At 43.4% G+C, this 22702-nt stretch carries 19 protein-coding genes and 2 pseudogenes; 12 read left to right on the top strand and 9 right to left on the bottom strand.

All coding sequences use genetic code 11. The annotated features are described in order from the left end of the window. Positions 1-73 precede the first annotated feature (73 nt). The 6 genes from QUB20_RS04895 (at position 74) to QUB20_RS04870 (ending at position 8283) form a co-directional block, all read left to right on the top strand. Positions 74-229, top strand: a complete 156-nt coding sequence (locus QUB20_RS04895) for a hypothetical protein (RefSeq protein ID WP_333291203.1) — start codon at positions 74-76, stop codon at positions 227-229. Between the two features lie 10 nt (positions 230-239). Beyond that, on the top strand, positions 240-1163 hold the full coding sequence (locus tag QUB20_RS04890; RefSeq protein WP_333243712.1) for a hypothetical protein: 924 nt from the start codon (positions 240-242) through the stop codon (positions 1161-1163). Positions 1164-1248: 85 nt separating this feature from the next. Then, positions 1249-4224, top strand: a complete 2976-nt coding sequence (pruA, locus tag QUB20_RS04885) for an L-glutamate gamma-semialdehyde dehydrogenase (RefSeq protein WP_333243715.1) — start codon at positions 1249-1251, stop codon at positions 4222-4224. Positions 4225-4348: 124 nt separating this feature from the next. Next, positions 4349-5977: a glycosyltransferase family 39 protein gene (locus QUB20_RS04880; protein WP_333243718.1), complete on the top strand. Its 1629-nt coding sequence runs from the start codon at positions 4349-4351 to the stop codon at positions 5975-5977. Between the two features lie 15 nt (positions 5978-5992). Continuing rightward, positions 5993-7630 (top strand): glycosyltransferase family 39 protein, encoded by a 1638-nt coding sequence (locus QUB20_RS04875; RefSeq protein WP_333243720.1) that lies wholly within the window; start codon positions 5993-5995, stop codon positions 7628-7630. A 173-nt stretch (positions 7631-7803) separates the two neighbouring features. Next, positions 7804-8283: a hypothetical protein gene (locus tag QUB20_RS04870; protein ID WP_333243723.1), complete on the top strand. Its 480-nt coding sequence runs from the start codon at positions 7804-7806 to the stop codon at positions 8281-8283. A 271-nt stretch (positions 8284-8554) separates the two neighbouring features. Here the strand turns inward: QUB20_RS04870 and QUB20_RS04865 are convergent, their stop codons facing one another. After that, positions 8555-10600 (bottom strand): S8 family serine peptidase, encoded by a 2046-nt coding sequence (locus QUB20_RS04865; RefSeq protein WP_333243726.1) that lies wholly within the window; start codon positions 10598-10600, stop codon positions 8555-8557. Positions 10601-11054: 454 nt separating this feature from the next. On the opposite strand from QUB20_RS04865, the gene QUB20_RS04860 reads away from it, so the two are divergent. Then, the gene (locus QUB20_RS04860; protein ID WP_333243729.1) at positions 11055-12110 is read left to right on the top strand and encodes a UPF0104 family protein; all 1056 of its coding nucleotides are present in this window, start codon (positions 11055-11057) and stop codon (positions 12108-12110) included. Positions 12111-12223: 113 nt separating this feature from the next. Here the strand turns inward: QUB20_RS04860 and QUB20_RS04855 are convergent, their stop codons facing one another. After that, positions 12224-12973, bottom strand: coding sequence for an amino acid ABC transporter ATP-binding protein (locus QUB20_RS04855; protein ID WP_333243732.1), 750 nt, complete (start codon positions 12971-12973; stop codon positions 12224-12226). Continuing rightward, on the bottom strand, positions 12939-14402 hold the full coding sequence (locus QUB20_RS04850; protein ID WP_333243735.1) for an ABC transporter substrate-binding protein/permease: 1464 nt from the start codon (positions 14400-14402) through the stop codon (positions 12939-12941). The genes QUB20_RS04855 and QUB20_RS04850 overlap by 35 nt, the downstream gene beginning before the upstream one ends. Before the next feature lie 388 nt (positions 14403-14790). Here QUB20_RS04850 and QUB20_RS04845 point away from each other — a divergent pair. After that, positions 14791-14922: pseudogene (locus QUB20_RS04845) on the top strand (GMP synthase (glutamine-hydrolyzing)); the annotation flags it as partial. A 309-nt stretch (positions 14923-15231) separates the two neighbouring features. Here QUB20_RS04845 and QUB20_RS04840 read toward each other — a convergent pair. From QUB20_RS04840 to QUB20_RS04830, 3 genes are all read right to left on the bottom strand, one after another. After that, a complete protein-coding gene (locus QUB20_RS04840; RefSeq protein WP_333243737.1) occupies positions 15232-15657 on the bottom strand; it encodes a hypothetical protein in 426 nt (141 codons plus the stop codon). Positions 15658-15743: 86 nt separating this feature from the next. Continuing rightward, positions 15744-17333, bottom strand: a complete 1590-nt coding sequence (locus QUB20_RS04835) for a GmrSD restriction endonuclease domain-containing protein (protein ID WP_333243740.1) — start codon at positions 17331-17333, stop codon at positions 15744-15746. Continuing rightward, complete coding sequence (locus tag QUB20_RS04830) at positions 17326-17505, bottom strand: hypothetical protein (protein WP_333243742.1); 180 nt, start codon at positions 17503-17505, stop codon at positions 17326-17328. The genes QUB20_RS04835 and QUB20_RS04830 overlap by 8 nt, the downstream gene beginning before the upstream one ends. On the opposite strand from QUB20_RS04830, the gene QUB20_RS04825 reads away from it, so the two are divergent. Both QUB20_RS04825 and QUB20_RS04820 read left to right on the top strand, forming a co-directional pair. Beyond that, a complete protein-coding gene (locus QUB20_RS04825) occupies positions 17500-17826 on the top strand; it encodes an NACHT C-terminal alpha/beta 1 domain-containing protein (RefSeq protein ID WP_333243746.1) in 327 nt (108 codons plus the stop codon). The two genes, QUB20_RS04830 and QUB20_RS04825, sit on opposite strands and share 6 nt — an antisense overlap. 35 nt (positions 17827-17861) lie before the next feature. After that, positions 17862-18179: a TIGR03985 family CRISPR-associated protein gene (locus QUB20_RS04820; RefSeq protein WP_333243756.1), complete on the top strand. Its 318-nt coding sequence runs from the start codon at positions 17862-17864 to the stop codon at positions 18177-18179. A gap of 215 nt (positions 18180-18394) precedes the next feature. On the opposite strand, the gene QUB20_RS04815 is transcribed toward QUB20_RS04820, so the two are convergent. Continuing rightward, positions 18395-19315 (bottom strand): cation diffusion facilitator family transporter, encoded by a 921-nt coding sequence (locus QUB20_RS04815; protein ID WP_333243750.1) that lies wholly within the window; start codon positions 19313-19315, stop codon positions 18395-18397. A 241-nt stretch (positions 19316-19556) separates the two neighbouring features. Here QUB20_RS04815 and QUB20_RS04810 point away from each other — a divergent pair, with 241 nt between their 5' ends. Beyond that, entirely contained in the window at positions 19557-19904 is a 348-nt protein-coding gene (locus tag QUB20_RS04810; protein ID WP_015174783.1) for a hypothetical protein, read from the top strand. 527 nt (positions 19905-20431) lie between these two features. Here the strand turns inward: QUB20_RS04810 and QUB20_RS28625 are convergent. Further along, positions 20432-20617, bottom strand: coding sequence for a hypothetical protein (locus QUB20_RS28625; protein WP_445299378.1), 186 nt, complete (start codon positions 20615-20617; stop codon positions 20432-20434). After that, positions 20618-21627: pseudogene (locus QUB20_RS04805) on the bottom strand (transposase); the annotation flags it as partial. Positions 21628-21910: 283 nt separating this feature from the next. Between QUB20_RS04805 and QUB20_RS28620 the strand changes: the two are divergent. Beyond that, positions 21911-22477 (top strand): group II intron maturase-specific domain-containing protein, encoded by a 567-nt coding sequence (locus tag QUB20_RS28620; RefSeq protein WP_445299377.1) that lies wholly within the window; start codon positions 21911-21913, stop codon positions 22475-22477. Positions 22478-22702 lie beyond the last annotated feature (225 nt).

The following is a 22702-nucleotide window of genomic DNA, read 5'->3' as shown; positions in this document are numbered from 1 at the left end:
CCACACAAGTACCATTTTTATGAACAGGCAAGATGCCTGTTCCACACAAGTACCATTTTTATGAACAGGCAAGATGCCTGTTCCACACAAGTACCATTTTTATGAACAGGCAAGATGCGTGTATCCGTGTCAAAATCCGTGTCGTGCCTTCTTCATTCTGCTAGATAATTTCAGTGCAGGCGATCGCACCAGTAACGTAAAATGTCTAAAAGCGGTCTTTGTAAAATAATTTTAGCCCCATGAGCGACGAACAGGAAAAAAAACAAATTTTGACTCAGCACCCGGAAATAATTTCCACTACCAGCGATGAGTTCGATCGCAGTGAAATTGCCAGGGCTGATTCAATTTCCGCATCAGCAGAAACTCCCGCAGAAATTGCCACGCCCGAAGATATTTCAGCGCCCATCGACGCAGCCGAAACAATTCCAGTTGTCGCCGATAGCACGCCGGAAACAACTCAAATTACAAGTTATCCGCCTCCAACAATTCCAACTGCCAACCCCGAACCAAAACCAGCTCGCTCGTGGCAAATCTTAGCAGTTTTTCTCAGCGGAATCTTAGTCGGTTCCGTCCTTAGTCTCGGCAGTTTGCTAGCGTGGAAAATGTATCAGGAAAGAGCCAACCTTCAAATCAAACTACCCGCTGACGTACCCCTCCCCGAAAGCCCTCCGCCTGTCGCAGCAGCGCCCGCCAACCGCAGGCCCGGACTTCCCCCAGCCCCTGGAAATGGACGGCCCGCCACATTCCCTCCGTCGCCCCGTCCCACTCAAATCCCCTCTCTGTCTGGTGTTCCGCAACTTGCTTCGCCGTTGCCTTCTCCTTTGCCGTTGCCTTCTCCAACTCCAACTCCCGCTGCGGTTGAAACCCCTGTAACCGAGCGAGTTTACTTTCAAGCCGGTGCTACGGGAACGACTCTGAGCAATAGTTTGCGAGCCAACATATCCAGGCGCTACTTACTGGAGTGCAATAGCGGCCAAAGCATGACAATAAATGTTCAAGAAGGTCAAGTTAGCGCCGCAATTATTGCTCCTAACGGTGAAAATTTAGGTACTACTGATAGCACAGGTCAGTGGCAAGGTCAACTAGCCAGTAGCGGCGATTATACTATTGAAATTTCAGGCGATCGCCAAGCAAACTACCAAGTTAAGATTGAAGTCAAATAGCAAGTATAATTGTCTCAGGGGGTAGTTACACAATACATAAACCCGCCCTGGTTGCAAATTACAAATTACCCATTACTAATTACCAATGGTTGCACAAATATCTCCAAGCATCTACGAAGCAAAAACCCAGGAAATTGCCAAAGAAATCCTGAAGGCAACTCAAGACAAAAAGCGCTCTTTTTTCGGTCAACTGCAAGACCAAATGCGCTGGGACGACAAACTAATGGATTGGGCGATGGCTAACCCCGGACTGCGGGTGCAATTGTTTCGATTCATCGACTGTTTGCCGGCACTCCGCAGCAAGCCGGAAATTGCCCGCCACCTGCAAGAATACCTGACCGCCCAAGAGGTAGAATTGCCCGAAGCTTTGAAAAAATTACTCAATTTTACTAACGCTGATTCGATTCCTGGACAATTGGCTGCGACGACGGTTGCGCCTGCAGTGGAAACTTTGGCGCACAAGTATATTTCTGGGGAAAATATCAAGCAGGTAGTTAAAACTTTAGAGCGGCTTCGCAAAGATAAAATGGGTTTTACAGTTGACCTTTTGGGGGAAGCTGTCATCACTGAAACTGAGGCGGAAATTTATCTTAACCGCTATTTGGAATTGATGGAGGAACTCGCCAATGCAGCGAAGAATTGGCCGCAGGTAGATGCAATTGACAAAGCTGACGGCGAAACTTTGCCGCGAGTGCAAGTATCGGTAAAGTTAACGGCTTTTTATTCTCAGTTTGACCCTTTGGATGCTAAAGGTAGTGAGGAGAAAGTAAGCGAGAGAATTCGCATTTTACTGCGTCGCGCGAAGGAATTGGGCGCGGCGGTTCATTTCGATATGGAACAGTATGCTTACAAAACTTTAACTCTGAGCATTCTCAAAGACTTATTGTTAGAGGAAGAGTTTCGCAGTCGCACGGATATTGGAATTACATTGCAAGCTTATTTGCGCGACAGTGCTCAAGATTTGCGAAACCTGATTTCCTGGGCAAAAAAACGCGGAAATCCGGTAACAGTGCGGCTGGTAAAAGGCGCTTACTGGGATCAGGAAACTATCAAAGCGATGCAGAAAGATTGGCCGCAGCCTGTCTACAATGACAAAGTTGCTACCGATGCCAATTTCGAGCAGATGACGCAGTTGCTGCTAGAAAATCACGAATATTTGTATGCAGCTATTGGCAGTCATAATGTCCGATCGCAAGCGAGGGCGATCGCCATTGCCGAAACTCTCAATATACCGCGCCGCCGCTTTGAAATGCAAGTGCTGTATGGCATGGGCGACAAATTGGCTAAGCTTTTGGTCGATCGGGGTTATCGCGTCCGAGTCTACTGTCCCTACGGCGATTTGCTGCCGGGAATGGCTTATTTGATCCGCCGTTTGCTGGAAAATACCGCCAACAGTTCTTTCATCCGGCAAAGTTCCGAAGAAATGCCGATCGAACAATTGTTAGCCGCACCAGTTGCTAACGGAAATGACCAGCTAGTTTACAGCAAAGTATTTCCCAACGTTGCCGATACCGACTACGCCAATACCAAATTGCGGCAACAAGCAGAAACAGCAATCAAATCAGTGCGCGGCAACTTAGGTAAAACCTATTTACCCCTAATCAATGGCGAATACCAAAATACTGAAGCCACAGTTAACTCTCTCAACCCTTCCAATCCCACAGAAGTAGTCGGCACCATCGGATTGCTTTCCGAAGAACAGGCCAAACAAGCCCTTGAAGCAGCAAAAGCAGCCTTCACCGGTTGGCGAAAAACCCCCGTCCGCCAGCGGGCAGGCGTCCTCCGCAAAGCCGCAGAATTGATGGAACAGCGGCGGCACGAACTATCAGCTTGGATGGTGTTTGAAGTCGGCAAACCTGTCAGAGAATGCGATGCCGAAGTTTCCGAAGCTATTGATTTTTGCCGCTACTATGCCGACGAAATGGAACGGTTAGAACAAGGGAAAAATTACGACATCCCCGGAGAAACTAACCGCTACAGCTATCAGCCACGCGGCATTTCTTTAATCATTTCACCTTGGAATTTCCCCCTCGCAATTCCCGTCGGCATGACAGTTGCATCCCTGGTTGCTGGTAATTGTACTTTGCTTAAACCTGCGGAAGTTTCCTCAGTAATTGCAGCGAAAATAGCGGAAATATTGCTAGAAGCCGGCATCCCCAAAGGCGTATTTCAATACGTGCCTTGCAAAGGTTCAACGGTGGGTGCTTACATGGTGAAACATCCCGACGTTCACATGATTACTTTCACGGGTTCTCAGGAAGTGGGCTGTCAGATTTATGCCGATGCTGCGATTTTGCAGCCTGGACAAAAACACCTGAAACGAGTAATTGCTGAAATGGGCGGCAAGAATGCAATTATTGTCGATGAAAGTGCGGATTTAGACCAAGCAGTTGCAGGCGTAGTTTATTCGGCATTTGGATACAGCGGCCAAAAATGTTCCGCTTGTTCGCGAGTAATTGTGGTCGAATCAGTGTACGATAATTTTGTGGCAAGATTGGTAGAAGCGACGCGATCGCTCAATGTCGGCCCCGCAGAAAATCCCGGCACTCAAGTCGGCCCTGTGATCGATGCAAATGCCCATTCGCGCATCCGCGAATACATCGAAAAAGGTCGCGCCGAAGCTAAAATAGCTTTAGAAATGCCGGCACCAGAAACCGGTTATTTTGTCGGCCCAGTCATTGTTACCGAAGTATCGCCCACAGCAACTCTCGCCCAAGAAGAAATTTTCGGCCCGGTTTTGTCGGTGATTCGGGCTCGTAATTTCAGCGAAGCGATTGCGATTGCTAACGGCACGAATTTTGCTTTAACCGGCGGATTGTATTCTCGCACGCCTTCGCATATCGATCGAGCCGCATCCGATTTTGAAGTCGGAAACCTGTACATCAATCGCGGAATTACCGGCGCTGTGGTATCGCGGCAACCTTTCGGAGGCTTCAAACTTTCGGGAGTTGGTTCTAAAGCGGGTGGCCCGGATTATTTGCTGCAATTCCTCGAACCCCGCACCATAACCGAAAATATTCAGCGCCAAGGTTTTGCGCCGATTGAAGGAGTGGATGATTAATCATTCCTTTGTTTGTAGAGAGGACTTCAGTCCTCTCTCTGGCTGTTAAGTTGGTAGGGTGCGCCCAGCGCACCTTACAGGTGGGGTAACAGTAAAAAATTGTGGGAGATTAGCTAGTTATAAAATGGAATCTACCAAAGATCGCGATCGACTAAATTCTCACAACCCTTCACTTGACAAGTGGCTGCGATTTTTAATTATAGTTGTATTAGTCCTCGGCATATTCTTTCGCTTCGCCAACCTAGGAAAGAAAGTTTACTGGATAGATGAAAGTTACACATCCCTGCGGTTATCTGGATATACAGAAGCTGAGTTTATTCAGCAAGTAGTTGACGGTGAAAGTCGGGACATTAAATTTTTACAAAAATATCAACGGATAAATTCAGAAAAAACCGTCGTAGATACCGTAAAAGGATTAGCTTTAGAAGAACCCCAACTCGCTCCGCTGTATTTTGTAGCGACGAGATTTTGGGTGCAACTGTTCGGCGATTCAGTGGCTGTAACTAGAAGTATGTCGGCTGTTTTTAGTTTGCTCGCATTGCCTTGTATGTATTGGCTGTGCTTAGAATTATTTGATTCCTCGCTGACAGCTTGGTTGGCAGTTTCATTACTAGCTGTATCGCCTTTTCAAATAGTTTACGCTCAAGAAGCTCGACCTTACAGCTTGTTTGTATTAATAATTTTGCTGTCTAGCGCTGCTTTGCTGCGGGCAATGCGGCTAAAAACTAACAGCAGTTGGGCAATTTATGCGGTAACAGTAGCACTGGGATTTTATTCTCACCTATTATTTGCACTGGTGGTGCTAGGGCATGGAATTTATGTAGCCCTCTCGGAAAATATGCGGTTTAACAAGACGGTAATTGGGTATTTTATAGCAGCAATCGCAGGATTTATTGCCTTATTTCCTTGGACTGTAGTTTATTTAATAAATTCGCAAAATGTCAGTGACAAAATAGCATGGCAGTCCTTAAGAATTCCAATTTCAAAATTAGTTTTAAATTTCGTTTTAAACATTATTAGGCAATTTTTTGATGTAGGATTATACTCTGATTTGCCACGATTATATTTCCTATTAACTATCCCAGTTATTTTAATGATTTTAATAATTGTCGGATATTCTTTTTATTTGCTGCTGAGTCAGACAGAAAGACGTGTTTGGTTGTTTGTTATGACATTAACGTGCGTGACATTAGCCATTTTCCTGCCAGCGGATTTAATCTGGGGCGGAATGCGATCGATCAACACCCGCTACATGATTCCCTGTTATTTAGGAATGCAGATAGCTGTTTCCTATTTTTTGGCGGTAAAAATGACATCTCCTCAAGTTACAATGCAGTTGCTAAAGCTGTGGAGACTGGCTCTGGCTGCTTTGCTCTCTATTGGAATTATATCCTGCTGCATCTATTTGCCAGCAGACTCTTGGTGGAATAAAGACCGCTCTTATATTAACATCCCGATCGCCCGCACGGTAAACTCAGCTTCTCGGCCATTACTCATAACAGACTTGTGGGTGTATAGTGTAGATACGATCGGCAACTTACTCAGTTTGAGTTACTTAATCAATTCCCCTGCTAAGTTTTTAGTATTGCCACCTAAAATTGTGAAAATCCCACCAAATTTTAACGAGATTTTTTTGTATGGTATTTCCAGAGAATTCAAAACAGAAATAGAAAAAAATACTCGTTATGAAATACCAACTCTTTACACTCTACAAAATCAACATATAATTTTGAGAAAATTGCTAAAAAAATGAAGTAGGGTTGGAAAAATGCGTTTTAATGTTCCCCGAAATTGGCTGCAATTTTTAATTATAGCCGTATTAGTCATAGGTATTTTATTTCGGTTCGCCAATCTCGATCGCAAATTTTACTGGATCGACGAAACATATACTTCTTTGAGAGTTTCGGGCTATACCGAAGCCGAAATAATCAAAGAAATTTCCTACCAGAAAATAACCTCGCCTGCGGATTTACAAAAATATCAGCAGATAAATTCCGAAAAAACTTTAAGGGATACCCTGAATTCTTTAGCAACAGAAGACCCCCACCACCCGCCGCTGTATTATGTACTAGCGCGATATTGGGCGCAATGGTTCGGCAGTTCCGTTGCAGCAATGAGAAGTTTGGCCGCCGTGATTAGCCTGCTAGTATTTCCCGCAATTTATTGGCTGGCTTGGGAGTTATTTGAATCTTCAGCCGTAGCGTGGATGGCGATCGCAATTTTCGCAATTTCTCCCTACCACATCCTATTTGCCCAAGAAGCAAGACAGTACAGTTTGTGGACAGTAACTACTATTTTATCCACTGCCGCCTTGCTGCGAGCAACACGCCCTGACGAAAATCAAAATCCTGTCGCCCTTGTTCTTTCCTGGGCGCTTTATGCAGCCACAGCAACACTGGGATTGTACACCCACTTGTTATTTGTCTGCGTCGCTGCAGCCCACGCAATCTACGTCGCAGTTATTGCCAACTGGCGCGATGTGAAAACATTTATTTCCTATTATGTAGCATCTTTAATCGCTTTGATATGCTTCATGCCTTCCCTGGTAAATACTGTAGAAAATTTCAATCAAGTTAGAAGCACAACAATATGGGCAGAACAAACAAATTTCTTAAGATTAGTCAGCAGATGGGTTGGTTCCATCACCATAGCATTTTTTGATATTGGCATTGATGGAACTGCCAACGCCACACAACTTGCCTTGCTAATTCCAGTTGGTATCATGATTCTAGCTTTAGTCGGCTATGCCCTTTATTATCTATGCCGACAAACACCAAAGCGAGTGTGGTTGATTGTATTGTTATTAATTGCAACAACTGCTTTGTTTTTAGCAGTGCCTGATATAATCAAGGGTGGAAGGCGATCGGCAAATCCGCGATATTTAGTTCCTTGTTATGTGGGAATTCAGATAGCAGTGGCTTACCTGCTGTCTGCGAAAATCAGTAGCAATTTGGAGAAATTAAAACAGCAAAAACTGTGGAAAATAGTTATAGTGGGAGTTTTTTTCGCAGGTATTATATCCGGTGGAGTTAGTTCTCAAGCAGATATTTGGTGGAATAAAGGCAGCGGTTGGTTGCGTGCCTTGGAAGTAGCCGCAACTGTCAATCAAGCCAGCAATCCCCTATTTATCAGCGATGCCAATATTGCATATATCATGCCTTTAAGTTATTACCTAGAACCCAAAGTAAAACTGCTAATAGAACCCCGCTGTTACACTTCTTGCTACAAAAATCGAGAATTGGCAAAGAAAAAACCCCAACCCCCGCAAATTCCCGGCGGTTTCAGTGAGTTGTTTTTATACAGACCGTCCTCTACTTTGCGATCGGCAATTCAGCAACAAAACTATCAAATAGATCCGGCTGACACTAATGTCCAGCTTAATCTGTGGAAAATTACCAAGAAATAATCTCAAACATTAAGGCAAAAAACACGGGTTTGTGGCCCAAAAATGTCTTATTCACTGCGACATACTGGCCATAAACGGCATTTTTGAAAGTATGTCGCAAGGAGAGTTCGATAGGTTTGCTTTTAGTGGTAAGCTAAAAGTTAAGAATAAAAAAATAACATCAAAAATCTCCAATGACAGTCACTGAAACCTCCAACATTCGTAAACTGCTGTGCGATCCAGACTTAGGGCTGATTCCTCACCTAGAAAAGTGCCTGAAAGATTTGCACTCATCTGCGATCGCCAGTGGAGAGAAATTCAAGGTAGAACCTTACGATATAGAATTCAAAAGCTGCCACACCCAGAAGCATCCCAACGACCAAAAACCCCTCGTCACCCAGTCAGTGTTAATAAAAGTTCCCCTGACTGGGAAAGTTCAAGACAAGATGCACCTATATCTGATCGCAAGTGAGTTACAGAACCAAATCGACTTCAAAATTATCGACTGGAGTGCCTTAGAACGCCGTCAATACGACATTCAGGGCATCCCCTTAAAGCAGCCGATCACCAAAATAGACGGCCAGATGAATTACGAGTTAGTATTCGATCGACCAAGCTACTGCTGCATCACCCTGTGTCGCCAATTTGACTTAACTTACGCGGCCAATTTTTAATTTGGCTTGTAGGGGGGGGTTTCACTAACAATATTTAGGTTGATTAACAATCTATAAAACCCGCCCCTATCCCACGGTAAACCCCTGGTACATTTTTCGCATTCAATACAAATCAATGTGGATGTAGATTGTTAGTTGTGTGGGGGCGGGTTTATGTAAATTGTTAGTAGAAATTTGATATTGTTGGTGAAACCCGCCCCTACGAAATCTGGTAAAAGTATGTCAATCCCATTACCGATTCCCAATTACCAATTACCAATTATCAATTAATTCAAACAGCTCGATTCGCAGTTTCCGCAAGAATCCTCTTAATATCAGCAGGAGTCAGATTCGGATTAGCTTGCAACATCAAAGCTACCACGCCGGATACTTGTGGCACTCCCATTGAAGTACCGGAAAAATATCGATAGGGAATCCCCGGTTGAGAAAGCGCCACAGTTGAATAAACATCACCAGAATCCGCCCTACCACCGTCGCCACCCGGAGCAACAAAATAATTAATTGCCTGCGAACCCGCCCGGTTAGAATACTCCCCAAACAAGCCATTTCGGGTAACACCACCGACAGCAATTCCTACCTCATTGGCAAACCGAGCCGGATAATCTACTTGTGGACGAGCATCATTTCCCGCAGCCGAAATCACGATCGCGCCTTGAGCTTCTGCCGCTCGAATCGCATCCAATTCTTGAGCATTCAACTGTAGGCCGCCCAAACTCACATTTATGATCTTCGCTCCATTTGCCACCGCATAATTAATCGCATTAATTTCATCCCGAATTTTACCCACCCCTGCTCCATTAAGTATTTTCAAAGGCATAATCTTCGCAGTCGGAGCCGTTCCAGTAATCCCAACCCCATCTTTTTTCGCAGCAACTAAACCCGATATATGAGTGCCGTGATTGTTATCATCCATAGGGTCATTATCGTTATTGACAAAATCCCATCCTCGGAAATCGTCAACAAAGCCATTGCCATCATCATCAACCCCGTTGCTAGCTTTATTGCGACCGATCGCATCAACACCAGTTTCCCCGACATTGCTCCAAATATTCCCCGTCAAATCCGGGTGATTGTAGTCAACTCCGCTGTCGATAACTGCCACCACAATTCCGTCTCCAGTCAAGCCCTGGGCCCAAACCTCTGGAGCTTTAATTAAATCTCTGCCCCACTCGTCGCCGCCCAAGTCGGGAACATCAGGAAAAGTTGCAGTACCTTGAGCTTTGGCAACTGCCGCCGCTGCATTCACCAAACCGAACCCAAAACGAGAGTCAAAACCCGGCAAGTTGCTCGGATTGTTAGGAGAAACAGTTGCGGGGGTTGCAGACAGATTGAGGGAGAAATTTGTACTGCCTTGGTATTGATAAACTCGGACAAAGTAAGTTCCTGCGGCTAAACCGTTGATGTCGATCGCTTCCGGCGATAAATTCGGTTGTTGAGAAGAAGCAATAATATCGGTGAAGTCAATATAATTGTCGCCGTTAATATCTTTAATTAGAGCAACATCAACATCCGCAGTCAAACCGCTGACAGTTAATTTAAAGTCGCTATTTGCAGGCAAAGTAAAGCGGTAAAGGCCGTCTGGCCGGGCATTGCTAAGCGAGTCTGCGATCGTTTGAGTGCCGCCCAAAACGCCTAAATCGCGAGCTTGATCCAGTTGGTTGCCCAATACGGTAGTTGCAGAGATGAATGTATTGGCGAGGTCTTGTGGAGATGCGTTGGCTACCAAGCCTAAAATAGCATTGGATTGGCGAATTTTAATTAATGTATTGGAAATACCGGGGGCGATCGATATTTCTTCGAGAATCAAGTCAGCTTCGGTAAGATTGTCAGTCAGTCCGATCGAATCCACAAAACTGTTAAAGTCAGTAATCACGTCTGCAGCAGCCGGATCGGAGACTGCGGAGTCGCTGCGGAGGACAAAGGTATCTGGGCCCAAACCCCCTGTCAGCGTATCTTTACCCGCATCGCCCACTAAAACGTCGCTGCCGTCGCCGCCGTTGAGCACGTCATCTCCCTTACCTCCCTGCAAGGTATCGCTGCCAGCATCGCCAAACAGGAAGTCTGCGCCGGCACCACCGTTAAGCAAATCGTTGCCCGCACCCCCGAAGAGGGTATCGGAATTGCCACCGCCGAGAATGCGATCGTTACCATTATCACCGCTAATTATTTCGGCATCCGACGAACCGACAATAAAATCGTTGCCGCCGAGGGCAAAAAGTCCGTTAGGATAAGGAGTCAAAAAGCCCGGAGTCAAGGCGAAACTATTGGGGCTATCATCTAAAAGATAGGAAAAACCGTCAGGGCTCGGGCCGGGCATAGAAATGTACTCCTAGCGAGGTATATCGATCTAAATTTTAGATTTTAAATTTAAGTTTGTGGTTAAAAGTGCCCTAAATACTCTGTAAGGCGGGCATTACGCACAGTCTGTAGAGGTGTGCATAGGTTAGGTTAAACTAAGATGTTCCACCCTTCTCAATTACTTGTTTAGGAACAGGCTTTTCGGCCTGTTCCACAAAAATGTTGAGTTATTGTGGAACGGGCCGGAGATCCCGTTTAGGAACAGGCTTTTCGGCCTGTTCCACAACAATGTTGAGTTATTGTGGAACGGGCCGGAGATCCCGTTCTTGACAAGGGTGCAACATCTCAGGTTAAACAGATTTATTCCGTCATATCATGCCGTGTAAATCAACCACAATTCGGCCTTAGCCGCTCTAAAATATAAAATCTAAAACAGTATAACTTAATCCCAAATTCAAAATCGGGATCAGAAAATGGGAAAACAACACTTGCATCGAATTCAGAATTTTTTCAACATCGCGAAGTCGCATTTAAAGCCTTATTTGCGCTATTTGATTTTGGGCGGGACGTTTTTATTTATTGCCAAAGCTTTTTTAACTCACTGGCGAGAAGTCGCGAATATCCAAATTCGAGCCGAAAGTTTTCCGTTGCTGGCGATCGCCCTTGGCGTCACTTTATTTTCTCTAATTTTCGTCGGCTGGGTGTGGATGTTGATTTTGCGCGAATTCCGTCAACCTGTAACTGCTGCATGGGCGATTCAAGTTTTTCTCAAAACTAATATTGCCAAGTATTTGCCGGGGAATATTTGGCATTTTTGGGGTCGAATATTGGAGGCAAAAAAGGCAGGCATTTTCCCGAAAGCTGCTACTCTCAGCGTGTTGCTGGAACCGCTGCTGATGGCTTCTGCGGGCGTTTTGATTGGGTTGATTTGTTTTGACAAATTCAATTGGTTTTTGCGGATTGTCGGTTGTGCTGCTATATTGACGGCGATTCATCCCCGAATTTTAAATCCGATCGTTCTATTTGTAGAGCGGTTGAAGTTATCAAAGAATAATGGGGAAAATTCAAAGGCTGAGGAGGCTGCGGGCGAGGGACTGAATTTTCGTGTAGAGTCTAGCTCCAATCTAGCTAAAAAAACATCCAATGTCAAGTCCCGTCGCCAAATTAATTTGCCAATTAAACGCTATCCTTTAGTGCCGTTAATCGGACAAATGTGTTTTATCGGATTGCGGGGCTGCGGATTTTTGCTAACTGTAATGGCTTTAACTCCGGTGGAATTTAGCAATATTCCCAACTTGTTTGGTGCTTTTTGTTTTGCGTTCGTTGTCGGTTTAGTCGTACCTGGTGCACCGGGGGGAATGGGAGTATTTGAAGCAACGGCGATCGCCCTGCTGTCCGATCGCTTTTCTACGGGTATAATTCTGGGTGCCGTGGCTTTGTATCGGATAATTAGCATTCTGGCGGATGTTTCCGGCGCATTTTTAGCTAAACTCGATCGCCAGCGCGATCGGCACAGTAAAAAACAGTAAAAAAAGGTGAATTTAAAACTAAATATTCTCGTGATTGTAGGGTGCGGGGCTGAGAATGTGAGATTATGTGCGATCGAACTACAAACCTGTTTAATTGCGGCTGCGATATCAGATTAAAGCATTTTTTCCAGAAATTGCTTGGCCCGATCGCACTTCGGGTTACTAAAAAACTCCTGCGGCGGCACATCTTCCGCCACCTTTCCGCCATCCAAAAACAAAATCCGGTGGGCGACTTCCCGCGCAAAACCCATCTCGTGAGTTACAATCGCCATTGTAATGCCCGTTTTTGTCAAAGCTTTCATCACATCTAACACTTCTTTAACCATTTCTGGATCGAGTGCAGAAGTCGGTTCGTCCATCAACAAAATTTCCGGTTCCATAGCCAAACAGCGGGCGATCGCCACCCGCTGTTTTTGTCCCCCCGAAAGCTTAGAAGGATAAACCTCGGCCTTATCTGACAAACCCACTTTTTCCAACAATTCTAACCCCTTCAGACGCGCCTCATCCTTAGCCACCTGCTTCACCTTTACAGGGGCATACATCACATTTTGCAGCACAGTCATGTGCGGGAACAAGTGGAAATGCTGAAAAACCATCCCCACTTTCTGGCGGATTTTCAGAATATCTGCCTTCGGTAAAGTAATATCCACCCCGTCAATGTATATGTGTCCCGAAGTCGGAATTTCCAGTAAATTCAAACACCGCAAAAAAGTAGACTTGCCGCACCCCGAAGGGCCGATAATGGCAATCACTTCTCCTTTATGAATCTCAGTAGTTATATCGCGCAAAACCTTCAGATTGCCAAAAGATTTATACAGGCGATCGACCTTAACTGCTACTTTGGAGTCTACGTTCGAGTACATTGGCCCCCCAAGTTAAACTAAGCACCATCAAATAATAAATTGCGCCGACAAATATCAAAGGTTCAAAGTAAATATACTTTTCGGCTCCCACAATTGTAGCGCGGCGCAGCAAATCTTCTACGCCAATTACTGAAACTAAAGCTGAATCCTTCAGCAAAGCAATACTTTCATTCACCAATGCAGGCAAAATATTTTTCAACGCTTGCGGCAAGATAATATCGCTCATCATCAGTTTGTAGGGAACGCCAAGGGATTCTGCGGCTTCTTTTTGACCTTTATCTACGGCTTGAATTCCCGCGCGGATTGTTTCGGAAATATAAGCCCCAGAATTCAGGAAAAAAGTAATTACGCCAGCTTGCAGCGCCGATATATTATAGCCCGTAAGCTGCGGCGTTGCAAAATAAACTAAAGTCAACTGCAAAATTAGCGGCGTTCCTCGAAAAATAGAAGTATAAGCAGTACCGAACCAAGCCAGCGGTTTAATGCTAGAAATCTTAAACAGAGACAGCACGATTCCCCAGATAAATCCTAGAAATGCCGACAGCAAGGTAAAAGTTAGCGTTACCCAAATCCCGGACAAAATATAAGGCAAACTCGGCAAGATTTTGCCAAAATCTAACCCGAACTTGGACGCTACCGCAGGCTGATTTGCTTGAGCAGGTTCTTGCGGAATCGGTCGAGAAAACCACTTAGTAGCTAGTTCCTTAATTTGACCGCTGGCTTTCATTTGTTGGAGGACTCGGTTGAATTCTGGAACTAATCTCGAACCTTTCGGAAAGGCGATCGCCGAACCGCTTTCTTCAGTATTCGGAATTGTGTTAAATTCCAAGTCCGGGTTCGCTGCTGCATAACCCGTAGCAACAGTATCCTCGATCACTCCTGCGGCGATGCGGTTCGATTTAATTTCTTGAATAATGTCAGGAATCCTATTGAGAGCAGCCAGTTGCACACCGGGCATTTTTTTCACAGCTTCCTGCTGAATGCTTCCGAGTTGAACGCCTACTTTTTTCTCGGCTAAATCTTCAGCTTTGGTCAAATTGCTGCCTTTATTGGCGACAATTGTATTTTGAGCTTCGTAGTAAAGGTCAGAAAAATCAACATTTTTTTTCCTTTCTGCTGTGGGAGTCATTCCAGCCATCACAAAATCGGCTCTTCCCGCCTGCAAAGCGGGAATTAAGCCGTTAAAATCCATGCCAACTACTTTCAGTTCGTAGCCTAATTTTTTAGTAATATATTTGGCAATATCGATGTCAAAACCGATGATTTCGTTGCCGCTAACAGCAGTATCTTTAAATTCATAGGGCGGGTAGTCTGGGGAAGTCGCCAGTGTTAAAGTCTTGTTGGCTTGGGCGTAGCTGGCGATCGCGATTAAACAAAAGGCGATCGCGATCGCCGCCGCCAGCATTGATTTTAATTTTAAACGTTTCATATCGAACATTGTCCTAAAAAATCCCCTCGCCCAGAAAATATACCACAAATCGGAATCAAGTCACCTTTGTAAAGGAAGATATACTCCTGGAAGCACGGGTTGCCAGAAACCGGGTTTGATGGACAAACAAACTGCATAATTAGCCTTTAATAAGGGTAAATAACCCGGTTATAAAGGTATTAATCTGCCCAGGGGGAGAGATAGATAATTGTGCTACCAACTTATATTTAAAAATGTCCGAAATGCACAATTTTTAACATTTTAGAAAGTAAAGCTTGTCCGCACAACTCCCACCAATGTTGTACCGTTGTCCAAGTTGCGATCGGTATTTGTAATCATCCAGGATATTCCATTTGTGGGACAGGGTATTCAGTAGCTCAGAGAAAAAGCTGATTGGGCGCGGGTTCCTTACGATTTGTTGGAACTGATATCGAATCGGATTGTGAATGAGTTTAAGGGGGTGAATCGGGTGGTTTACGATATTACTTCTAAGCCGCCGAGAACGATCGAGTGGGAGTGATTTGTAGTTAGCGATCGAGTGGGCGGACTAGGTTAAACTTAACTATTTGTCGATCGGACATGAAAGATAGTTGCGTTGACTTTTGTCCGTCTGCGGGACTTACGCACTCTTGGATGAAGAACCCGTTTTCTGGCTAGATACTTTGCTGCAAACAAGATTTCTCGTAGAAACCTGGTTTCTTAGCCCAAGCGTCCTTAAGTTTGTAGTGAGGACTTCAGTCCTCAAAAGTCCGCCCCGGGCTGACGACAAATAATTTTATTATCCGTGATTAACTGGACATAATCTGACTATGTGCCTCACCATCTAACATCAACTCGTCGGAAAACTGGCAATGTTTCTCGCCCCTGGTATAAGTTCTTTTGCTAAAACTAATCCGGGAAGAGATAAGTTAGACAAATCCTCAATCAATTCGCTATATGTTCTAAATTTATCAAGTTCAACACCAACTAAAGCATAGCGAAATGAAGGAGCAAACCGTAGAGTGTGATAGAGGAAAATACCTAACTCTGTCATTACATAAGCACTTTCAGGGCTATCTATTCCCAGTTCACTAATATTATTGGGATAAACCCGACACCACCAGTTTTGGTCGATATATTGAAAAGTGTCTGTGCGACATAGACATTGGCGACCATTTGAGAGTAGCCATTCAATTCCCTCAAAATGTTGAGAAAATTTATTGACATTGCTTTCATCTGAGCCACATTCTGCCGATAAACTGAATATCCATGCCATTATTATAGACTCGCAACTCACGTTCTCACTATACTAAAAAATAAAAAATTTATCAGCAGACAGCTAGACTACAAGAACTTTATAAACTAAACAAGTCCGGATAGCTCTTTTGCTTTTTGAAGTAGCAATTCCGCTCTTGCAACTAAAAAATCATCATAATTGTCATCTGTGAACGCATTGGCAGGGCATAAATGTGTTGCTATTATTTCCTCGAAAGTTTGAGCGTTAGCAGGCATTTCAGTACGGTATTTGCTAGGTTGTTTATTTTTTATTTTATTGTTATCAGTTCTAGCAAGTAATGAAAAATTGACCAAACAATTTATTTGATCCTCTTTATACTTTGGCAGGGTTCCTAAGTAAGCTTTTGGAAAAATATGATGAAATTCCTTTCGATTACCTTGGGATAAAACATTTTGCAACGATATCTTCGTACCTTGAATAAAGTTTAATGGTTTTCCTTGTGCTAAAAGGAGAATAAATGTATTTGTTGCAACTGAACCCATTCGGAAGGAGTTTTTGAGAAAGAAGCTAGTATCTAAGGATACGTCAAATTCTCCAAGTTTATGAGGTTTGCTTGCCTTAAGATTTTGTACTTCTGCTAAATCTACATCGGTACTCTTAGCTCCTCCCCTTGCATATCTTTGAGAAAAACACGCACGCCAAAACCATTGCTTTATAACTTCGTATTGCTCTTGAGCTACAGGAGGCGGTTGTGTTTTTGACGAAGCGAAAAACGAGGCTAAAACGGCTAATATATTTTCCATTGGTAACAGCTTAAGAGAGAAAACATTTAGCTCATCCTTTAAAAAGTCAATAGCCCTAAATATGCCTGTGTGAATTTCCGGAAATTTGTTTCGTACTGCACTACCAGGAAGTTTCATAAAATCTTCTGGATCTACACGATTCCTTACTACTGCAGAGCAGCATTTGAGAAGTAAATCTGATCCTACCTCTTTGAAACCGAATGGTTCAAGTTCTTCAGCAACTTCTTTAAACTTTTCTTGTAAGTCAAAATCTTCACTCCAGTTCCAGACAGATAAAAGCTGAAAAGTATCTAATTCGACCCCTTGCCTATTAATTCTCTCAAAAACGGTTGCAACATATTTCGGTTCTTCACTTTCAAAGCGTTCTACAGGAATTCGGGCTTTGGTAAATCTTTCGATTAGCTCGTCTATCTGTTCTGCTAGACTATCATCTAAATCTCTAGTGACTTTCCTATAGTTACGAGCGTCGAAAACATACTTCAGTGGGAAAAATCTTGTGGGATCATAATTTGTAACATCTTCCAAATATTTAAAGGGAATAGATTCTTCGCTATTTATTTCAAAAAAAAGATCGGTCCACTCAGTAGTTTCGCCATCTTCAGCAGTAAGAGAATTTTGAAATATGCCAAAAATTGAAGTTATTCTCTGTTGCCCATCAAGCACATAATCTATTGGATATTCTGCTTCATTATCAGGAAGTTTATAAGGCCCCAGATTCCTTTCAGTTCGCAAACAATTTCTCGTTCTCCAAATTAATACAGAACCAAAGGGGAAACCTTGATAAATACTGTCTATAAAGTAGGCAACTCGATCGCGATCCCAAACAAAACCACGTTGAAAAGACGGAATTCTAATCCTTCCCCTTTTCACATCAGAGATTAAATCTGTAATAAAGGAGTAAGTGTCAGCCATAGAGAGTTAAGTTGAAGCTAGCTTTATAGTTATAGCATAGCGACATCCAACCGTTAACCTCGCCCAACTCCTGCTTTCCCCAACTCACCGAAACCAACCTCCGCCAAAATATGCAAATCTTCTGCATCGCAGCAAATTCGATCGCCCCGTAGGCGTAGCCAGCCTTATGCATCGCCCCGTCGCCAATATCTACCTGCAACTAATCAAAAAACACCACTGCCCATCCACAGAAGGCACGCCCCGCACCCTCACGGAACTCAAAATCTACTGTCAACTCCTAGACTGGGATAAACACCCCGTTCTCATTTTCTACAAAGATGCGATACTTCAAAGTTTTACCCAAACTTTTCTGGATGCCCTCACGCGCTTCGACACTACAATCTGCCCGATCGCCGACTCACCCCATTCCACCATTCCTACTTTCTCTCTCCAAAACCTCCACCTCATCCAATCTATTATGACTTGGCTGCAACGGACTATCTTAGAAATTTAAAGCCGATCGCTAATAAAATAACATCATTAAAATAAATACAAGCGTTTACTTTTCATCAAAGTTATATGCAGGGAATCAGCATTCACCATACCTGTAACGCCATAGATATCGATCGCGCCGCCACATTAATCAAACAATACACTCCCAACCCAGAACACCGATCGGCACTTTTACAAATCCTCCAGTCTCGCCCAACCGACGATGCTTACTACCAAGTCACTTACCGAGAGACAGACTACTACCCGCTGAGGTGGTTGCGCGCTTTAGGTTCAGAAGTCGAAATTCTGCTACCTTGGGACTTGCGACAGAAAATGGCCGTAGAAATCCAAAAAACTGGCCACTTGTACCAATAGTCTTTTGCTCGATAATTATCAAAACTATTGTGGAAAACTTGCCGATTTCTGTGGAAAACCCCCCTTTTCCTGTGGAAAACAGCAACTAAATTAAGTGCGATCGCTCTCACCCGATTGATAGGATTTAAAAAATTGGAGGAATTGCGGTAAGTAAAAATACTTTCCCGATTCTTCAATTAATCGGTGTATCCGTGTCAAAATCACTGGTTGTGCCTTCATTTTTCAGAATCGTAGCTAATTTGGTCGGAATGGTAAGCCGGCGGCTCAACGTGAATTAAGATGCGTACAGGGCTGAAACGTTCTTCCAAACGGGCTTCTACTTCTTCTGTAATCCGGTGAGCTGTTTCTACATCGACAGCATCCACAATCATGTGCATCTCAATAAATACTTGACGCCCTACAACCCCACGGGAGGCGATCGAGTGACAGTTGACAACTCCCGGCACATCGATCGCGATCGCGTGAATAACTTCCGGTGCGATCGCCATTTCATCCACCAACCAAGGCAGATTTTCAGTTAAAACCTTCCAACCGCTTCTAAATACCAAAACAGCCACAGGAAAAGACAAAAACACATCCAGGGATTGTAATTGAGGTATATTCCAAACCTGCCCTTGCCAAACACCAATCAACCCGCCGATGACCATAATTGTCACCCAAACATCGCTCATCGTGTGCTGAGCGTCAGCCACTAAAATCGCGCTACCGAGACGTTGGCCAACTCTGCGCTCGTAAAAAGTGACAAAAATATTAATCCCCAGTACAATCAGCAAAATCCACAGTTCATTTGGGGATATTTTGACAACTTTACCCCCGTTAATCAGCCTTTCGACAGCACCACTGAGAATTTCAAAACAGGCAATTCCCAGAAAAACAGCTATTCCCAGAGCTCCGAGAGCATCAAATTTTTGGTGTCCGTAGGGATGATCGCGATCGGGCTGCGGATTGGCATAATGATTAGTTACCAATCCTAAAATATTATTAGCGCTGTCCGTGACGCTGTGCAAAGCATCTGCCAGCAAACTGAGGGAACCAGTCAGCCATCCCACGGCTGCTTTTATTGCCATCACCAGCAAATTGAGCAATAAAGTAATTATTAAAACCTTGCGGACTTCGGAACGGTTATCGGCAACCATAAAATATCCTCGCTCAGCCGTCAAGTTTTCTGGCTTCTAGTTTAAAGCTTATCAAGTCATAAAAGGTTAAAAGTATTGCTGAATCTAGCTTGCGACTAAATTTATATTCATTAATTTAGCCTAGCTTCTTGAGACAAATTTTAATTAATACCAGTTTCGCAGTCCAATTGAGCTGGAATGTACTTCTTTTGGGTTACTATATTTTTTATCATTAACAATAGTATGTTAAATTTCATTGCCCATGTCTCTTTCTCCGCTGACACTGAATTTAGTCGAAGGTTCTGTCTCCTTTAGCTTTTCCCCGCAAGCCGCGCGGGATTTGCAAAGCGAAATTGCAGCTTTGATGGAAAGCTTGAAAGCTGTAGCAGCCAAAACCGCTGGCGCTAAAGCTTCTCCCCAAAAACCGATGGAATATCGGTATGCAGGAGATGTATTTTTGGAAGTTTTCTGCAACCCGAATATCTGGCCAACTCCTTTTGCTGCGAAAGTGCTGATTACGGTTCGGGACGATCGCGTGCGCGTCACCACCGAAGCCGAACTCAGCCGCTTGCGCGACGATCTCGCTCAGTATATCGAACAAGTAGGTTGAAATTCTCAACCTGAAGCCCGCGCGTTTGTCAAGGTTAAATTCCCATTAGAATCATTGGGGTTTTGGCTTCAGTAGGGTGCGTCAGCTAGGTTTCTTTTATCGATAATTAAGAGACTCTCTTCTGACGCACCCTAGGACTAATTGGCTTAGGAGCGCGAATTAAATAACTTACAATTTTAATTGTTATTGTGGGATGGGCGTCCCGCCCGTCCTTTTTGGACGGGCGGGACGCCCATCCAACTTTCAAGAGTGGAAGTTATTTAATTCTCATTCCTTAGTAAGGTGCGTCAGCTAGGTTTCTTTTATCGATAATTAAGAGACTCTCTTCTGACGCACCCTAGGACTAATTGGCTTCAGTAGGGTGCGTCAGCTAGGTTTCTTTTATCGATAATTGAGCATTACTCACAAGTTAAGCTAAAAGCACTATTGTCAATGAGTAATCTTACTCATATTTTACCTGTTGACCCAATTAAAATATGACTCCATTTGTTCCTTTATTGTTGAAAAAAAATTGTTAGGGACTTCTTTTAGTTCCAGGGAAAGGAGAAATAATTAGCCTGACATGAGGTTTTCATGCCTAGCTTAACAATCCCTAAATCTTGATTTTTATCGGAGGCCAAATAGTTAACTAGGTCAGAAGCTAATCCTTTTTGATAGGCAACAGAAAAATGAGACCTTCCCCGATAAATCATTTCTAATGAAACACGTTCCATTGGCACTCCTAATTCATCCGCAACGGCATCTCCTAAGTCTACCCAAACCGCATAAAATAGCCAAGTAGTCCAAATTTAGAGCTAGATTCCGTTGGACAAACCTGTCCATAAATAACTTAAATTTAGGAGTCTATTTACTGTACCAAATGCGTTTTCTATTCGCCAGCGTTTTTGATATAAATCTGCTACTACATAGGGGGCAATACTTCGGGTTTTCGGACAGTTTTTAGATAAAATCGCCAGGAAGTCTTGGAGCTAATTTGTACTAAAATTATAGTCAAATCTGGTGTCTGTTTTGTGCCTGCACCTATTTTAATTATCTGGTATTTGACATCATAAGTATTGGTTAATACCCGCTCGATTTAATAAGATGCACCTTTCTTAATTCGAGTGAGCAATCCAATTTCTTGCTCGATTAGTTTTGACCAAAAAGCGAAGTGATAGAAGCCTAGATCCAATAATAGTAAGGTTTTAGGCTTAACTGTTTTTAGTAAATCTTCCTCCCAATTAGTATCTGCTTGTTTCGGATTTTCCCCCAACCAAATTTCTTCGGCAAGATGAGTTACTAGGTCTATGATTACTCCCATTTTTCCGGCTAATTGACCAATTGGCACATCTGATAAAATTTCGAGTTTACGAAACAATGCTTCTAATGTTGAGCCGTCAGCTATCCAGATATTTTCAAAGTTTTTTCAGGCAAATTGTACGCTATCTGGTAATGGTCTTGATTTTCTTGTTAACCATTTTTGTCGAAAATGAGGTAGTAATTGTTTAAATACTTTTTCAAATAAAAATGCGGTCAAAGTTAAAAATCTGAGCGATAATGCTTGTTGACTAATCTTTTGTGGCTCACACCATAAAAATTCCTCTCTATTTAATAATCTGGTTAATTCTGTTACTCCTGCTACGGGTCGCCATAATAAACTTAATATTGCTGCCATCATTAATGGTAGTGTCAGAATTCTATCTCTTAGATTTAGTTGCCGATAAAAACTTTTTTGGGCCGCCATTGCCGGAATTAATAAATCTTCCAGGTGATTCGCGATTACTTCATTTTCTACTTGGGGACGATTTTTTTCTTTGCATGATCTCGGTTGATTCGTTTTTTGCGACTCATAACTGGTTCAATTATCGCTCAACTGCTTGCCCGGTAAAGGTTTCATCCTATTTTACCTTTGTTGGTCTACCCCCTTGACAATTTGCACTTTTTCTTAACTTGTCACAAATGTACATAGTACAGATGGTTGCGACTTCCTTGGGTGGAACTTCTCAGTTAAACCCAATGGTAAATTCATTTCAACACCAAGTCAAAAAGCTACAATTAGCATTAAGGCAAAAGTTAAAAAAGTGATAAAAGATAGTCGTTTCACTCTCGAACATCGAATCAACAACTGTGGTTCGGTGCTAAGAGGGTGGAGAAATTACCATAGATTCTGCGATATGAGTCAACACAACCTGTGGTCACTGCGCTATTGGTTATGGAAATTCATTCGGAAACAAGGAAGATACAACCGTTATCAAACCAATAAGGTTATAAAAAGAGCACTTCCTGCGGTTAGTTGGTCAGCCTGCAAGTTTGTCATTGTCAAGGGAGATAAATCACCCTATGATGGCGATTTTGTTTATTGGTCAAAACGAGAGAATGCTCACTACGATGGGATAACGGCACGACTTCTCAAGAAACAGAATCACAAATGTACAGAATGTAATCTATCGTTCATGTCAGGTGATATTGCAGAACTACACCATATCGACGGCAACCATAACAATTGGAAACCTATAAATTTGGAAGTTCTACATCGTGAATGTCACCAGCATCAGACCGTTCATGGTCAGGTGAGAGTCCGAACAGCGGGTTAAACCCGACTTACTAGGTGTCAGACTAGGAGCCGGATGCAGTGAAAGCTGCACGTCCGCGTTCTGAACCAGAGGTGTCGTGTGGTAACACAGGCATCGACTCTAATTGAAGGAGAGGTGTCCTCAAGCAATTGAGGCATCGACTCTAATCAAGTGAACAAACCTGACGGTCAACTGAGTACAGTTAGACCGCAGGCTTCTTTTTCCTTTTTTTCAAAGGCTTTTTAT

The organism is Microcoleus sp. B4-C2, assembly GCF_036705265.1.
Taxonomy (GTDB): domain Bacteria; phylum Cyanobacteriota; class Cyanobacteriia; order Cyanobacteriales; family Microcoleaceae; genus Microcoleus.
The sequence above is the reverse complement of the archived record's forward strand: the minus strand, read 5'-3'. Positions and strand labels throughout refer to the sequence as shown.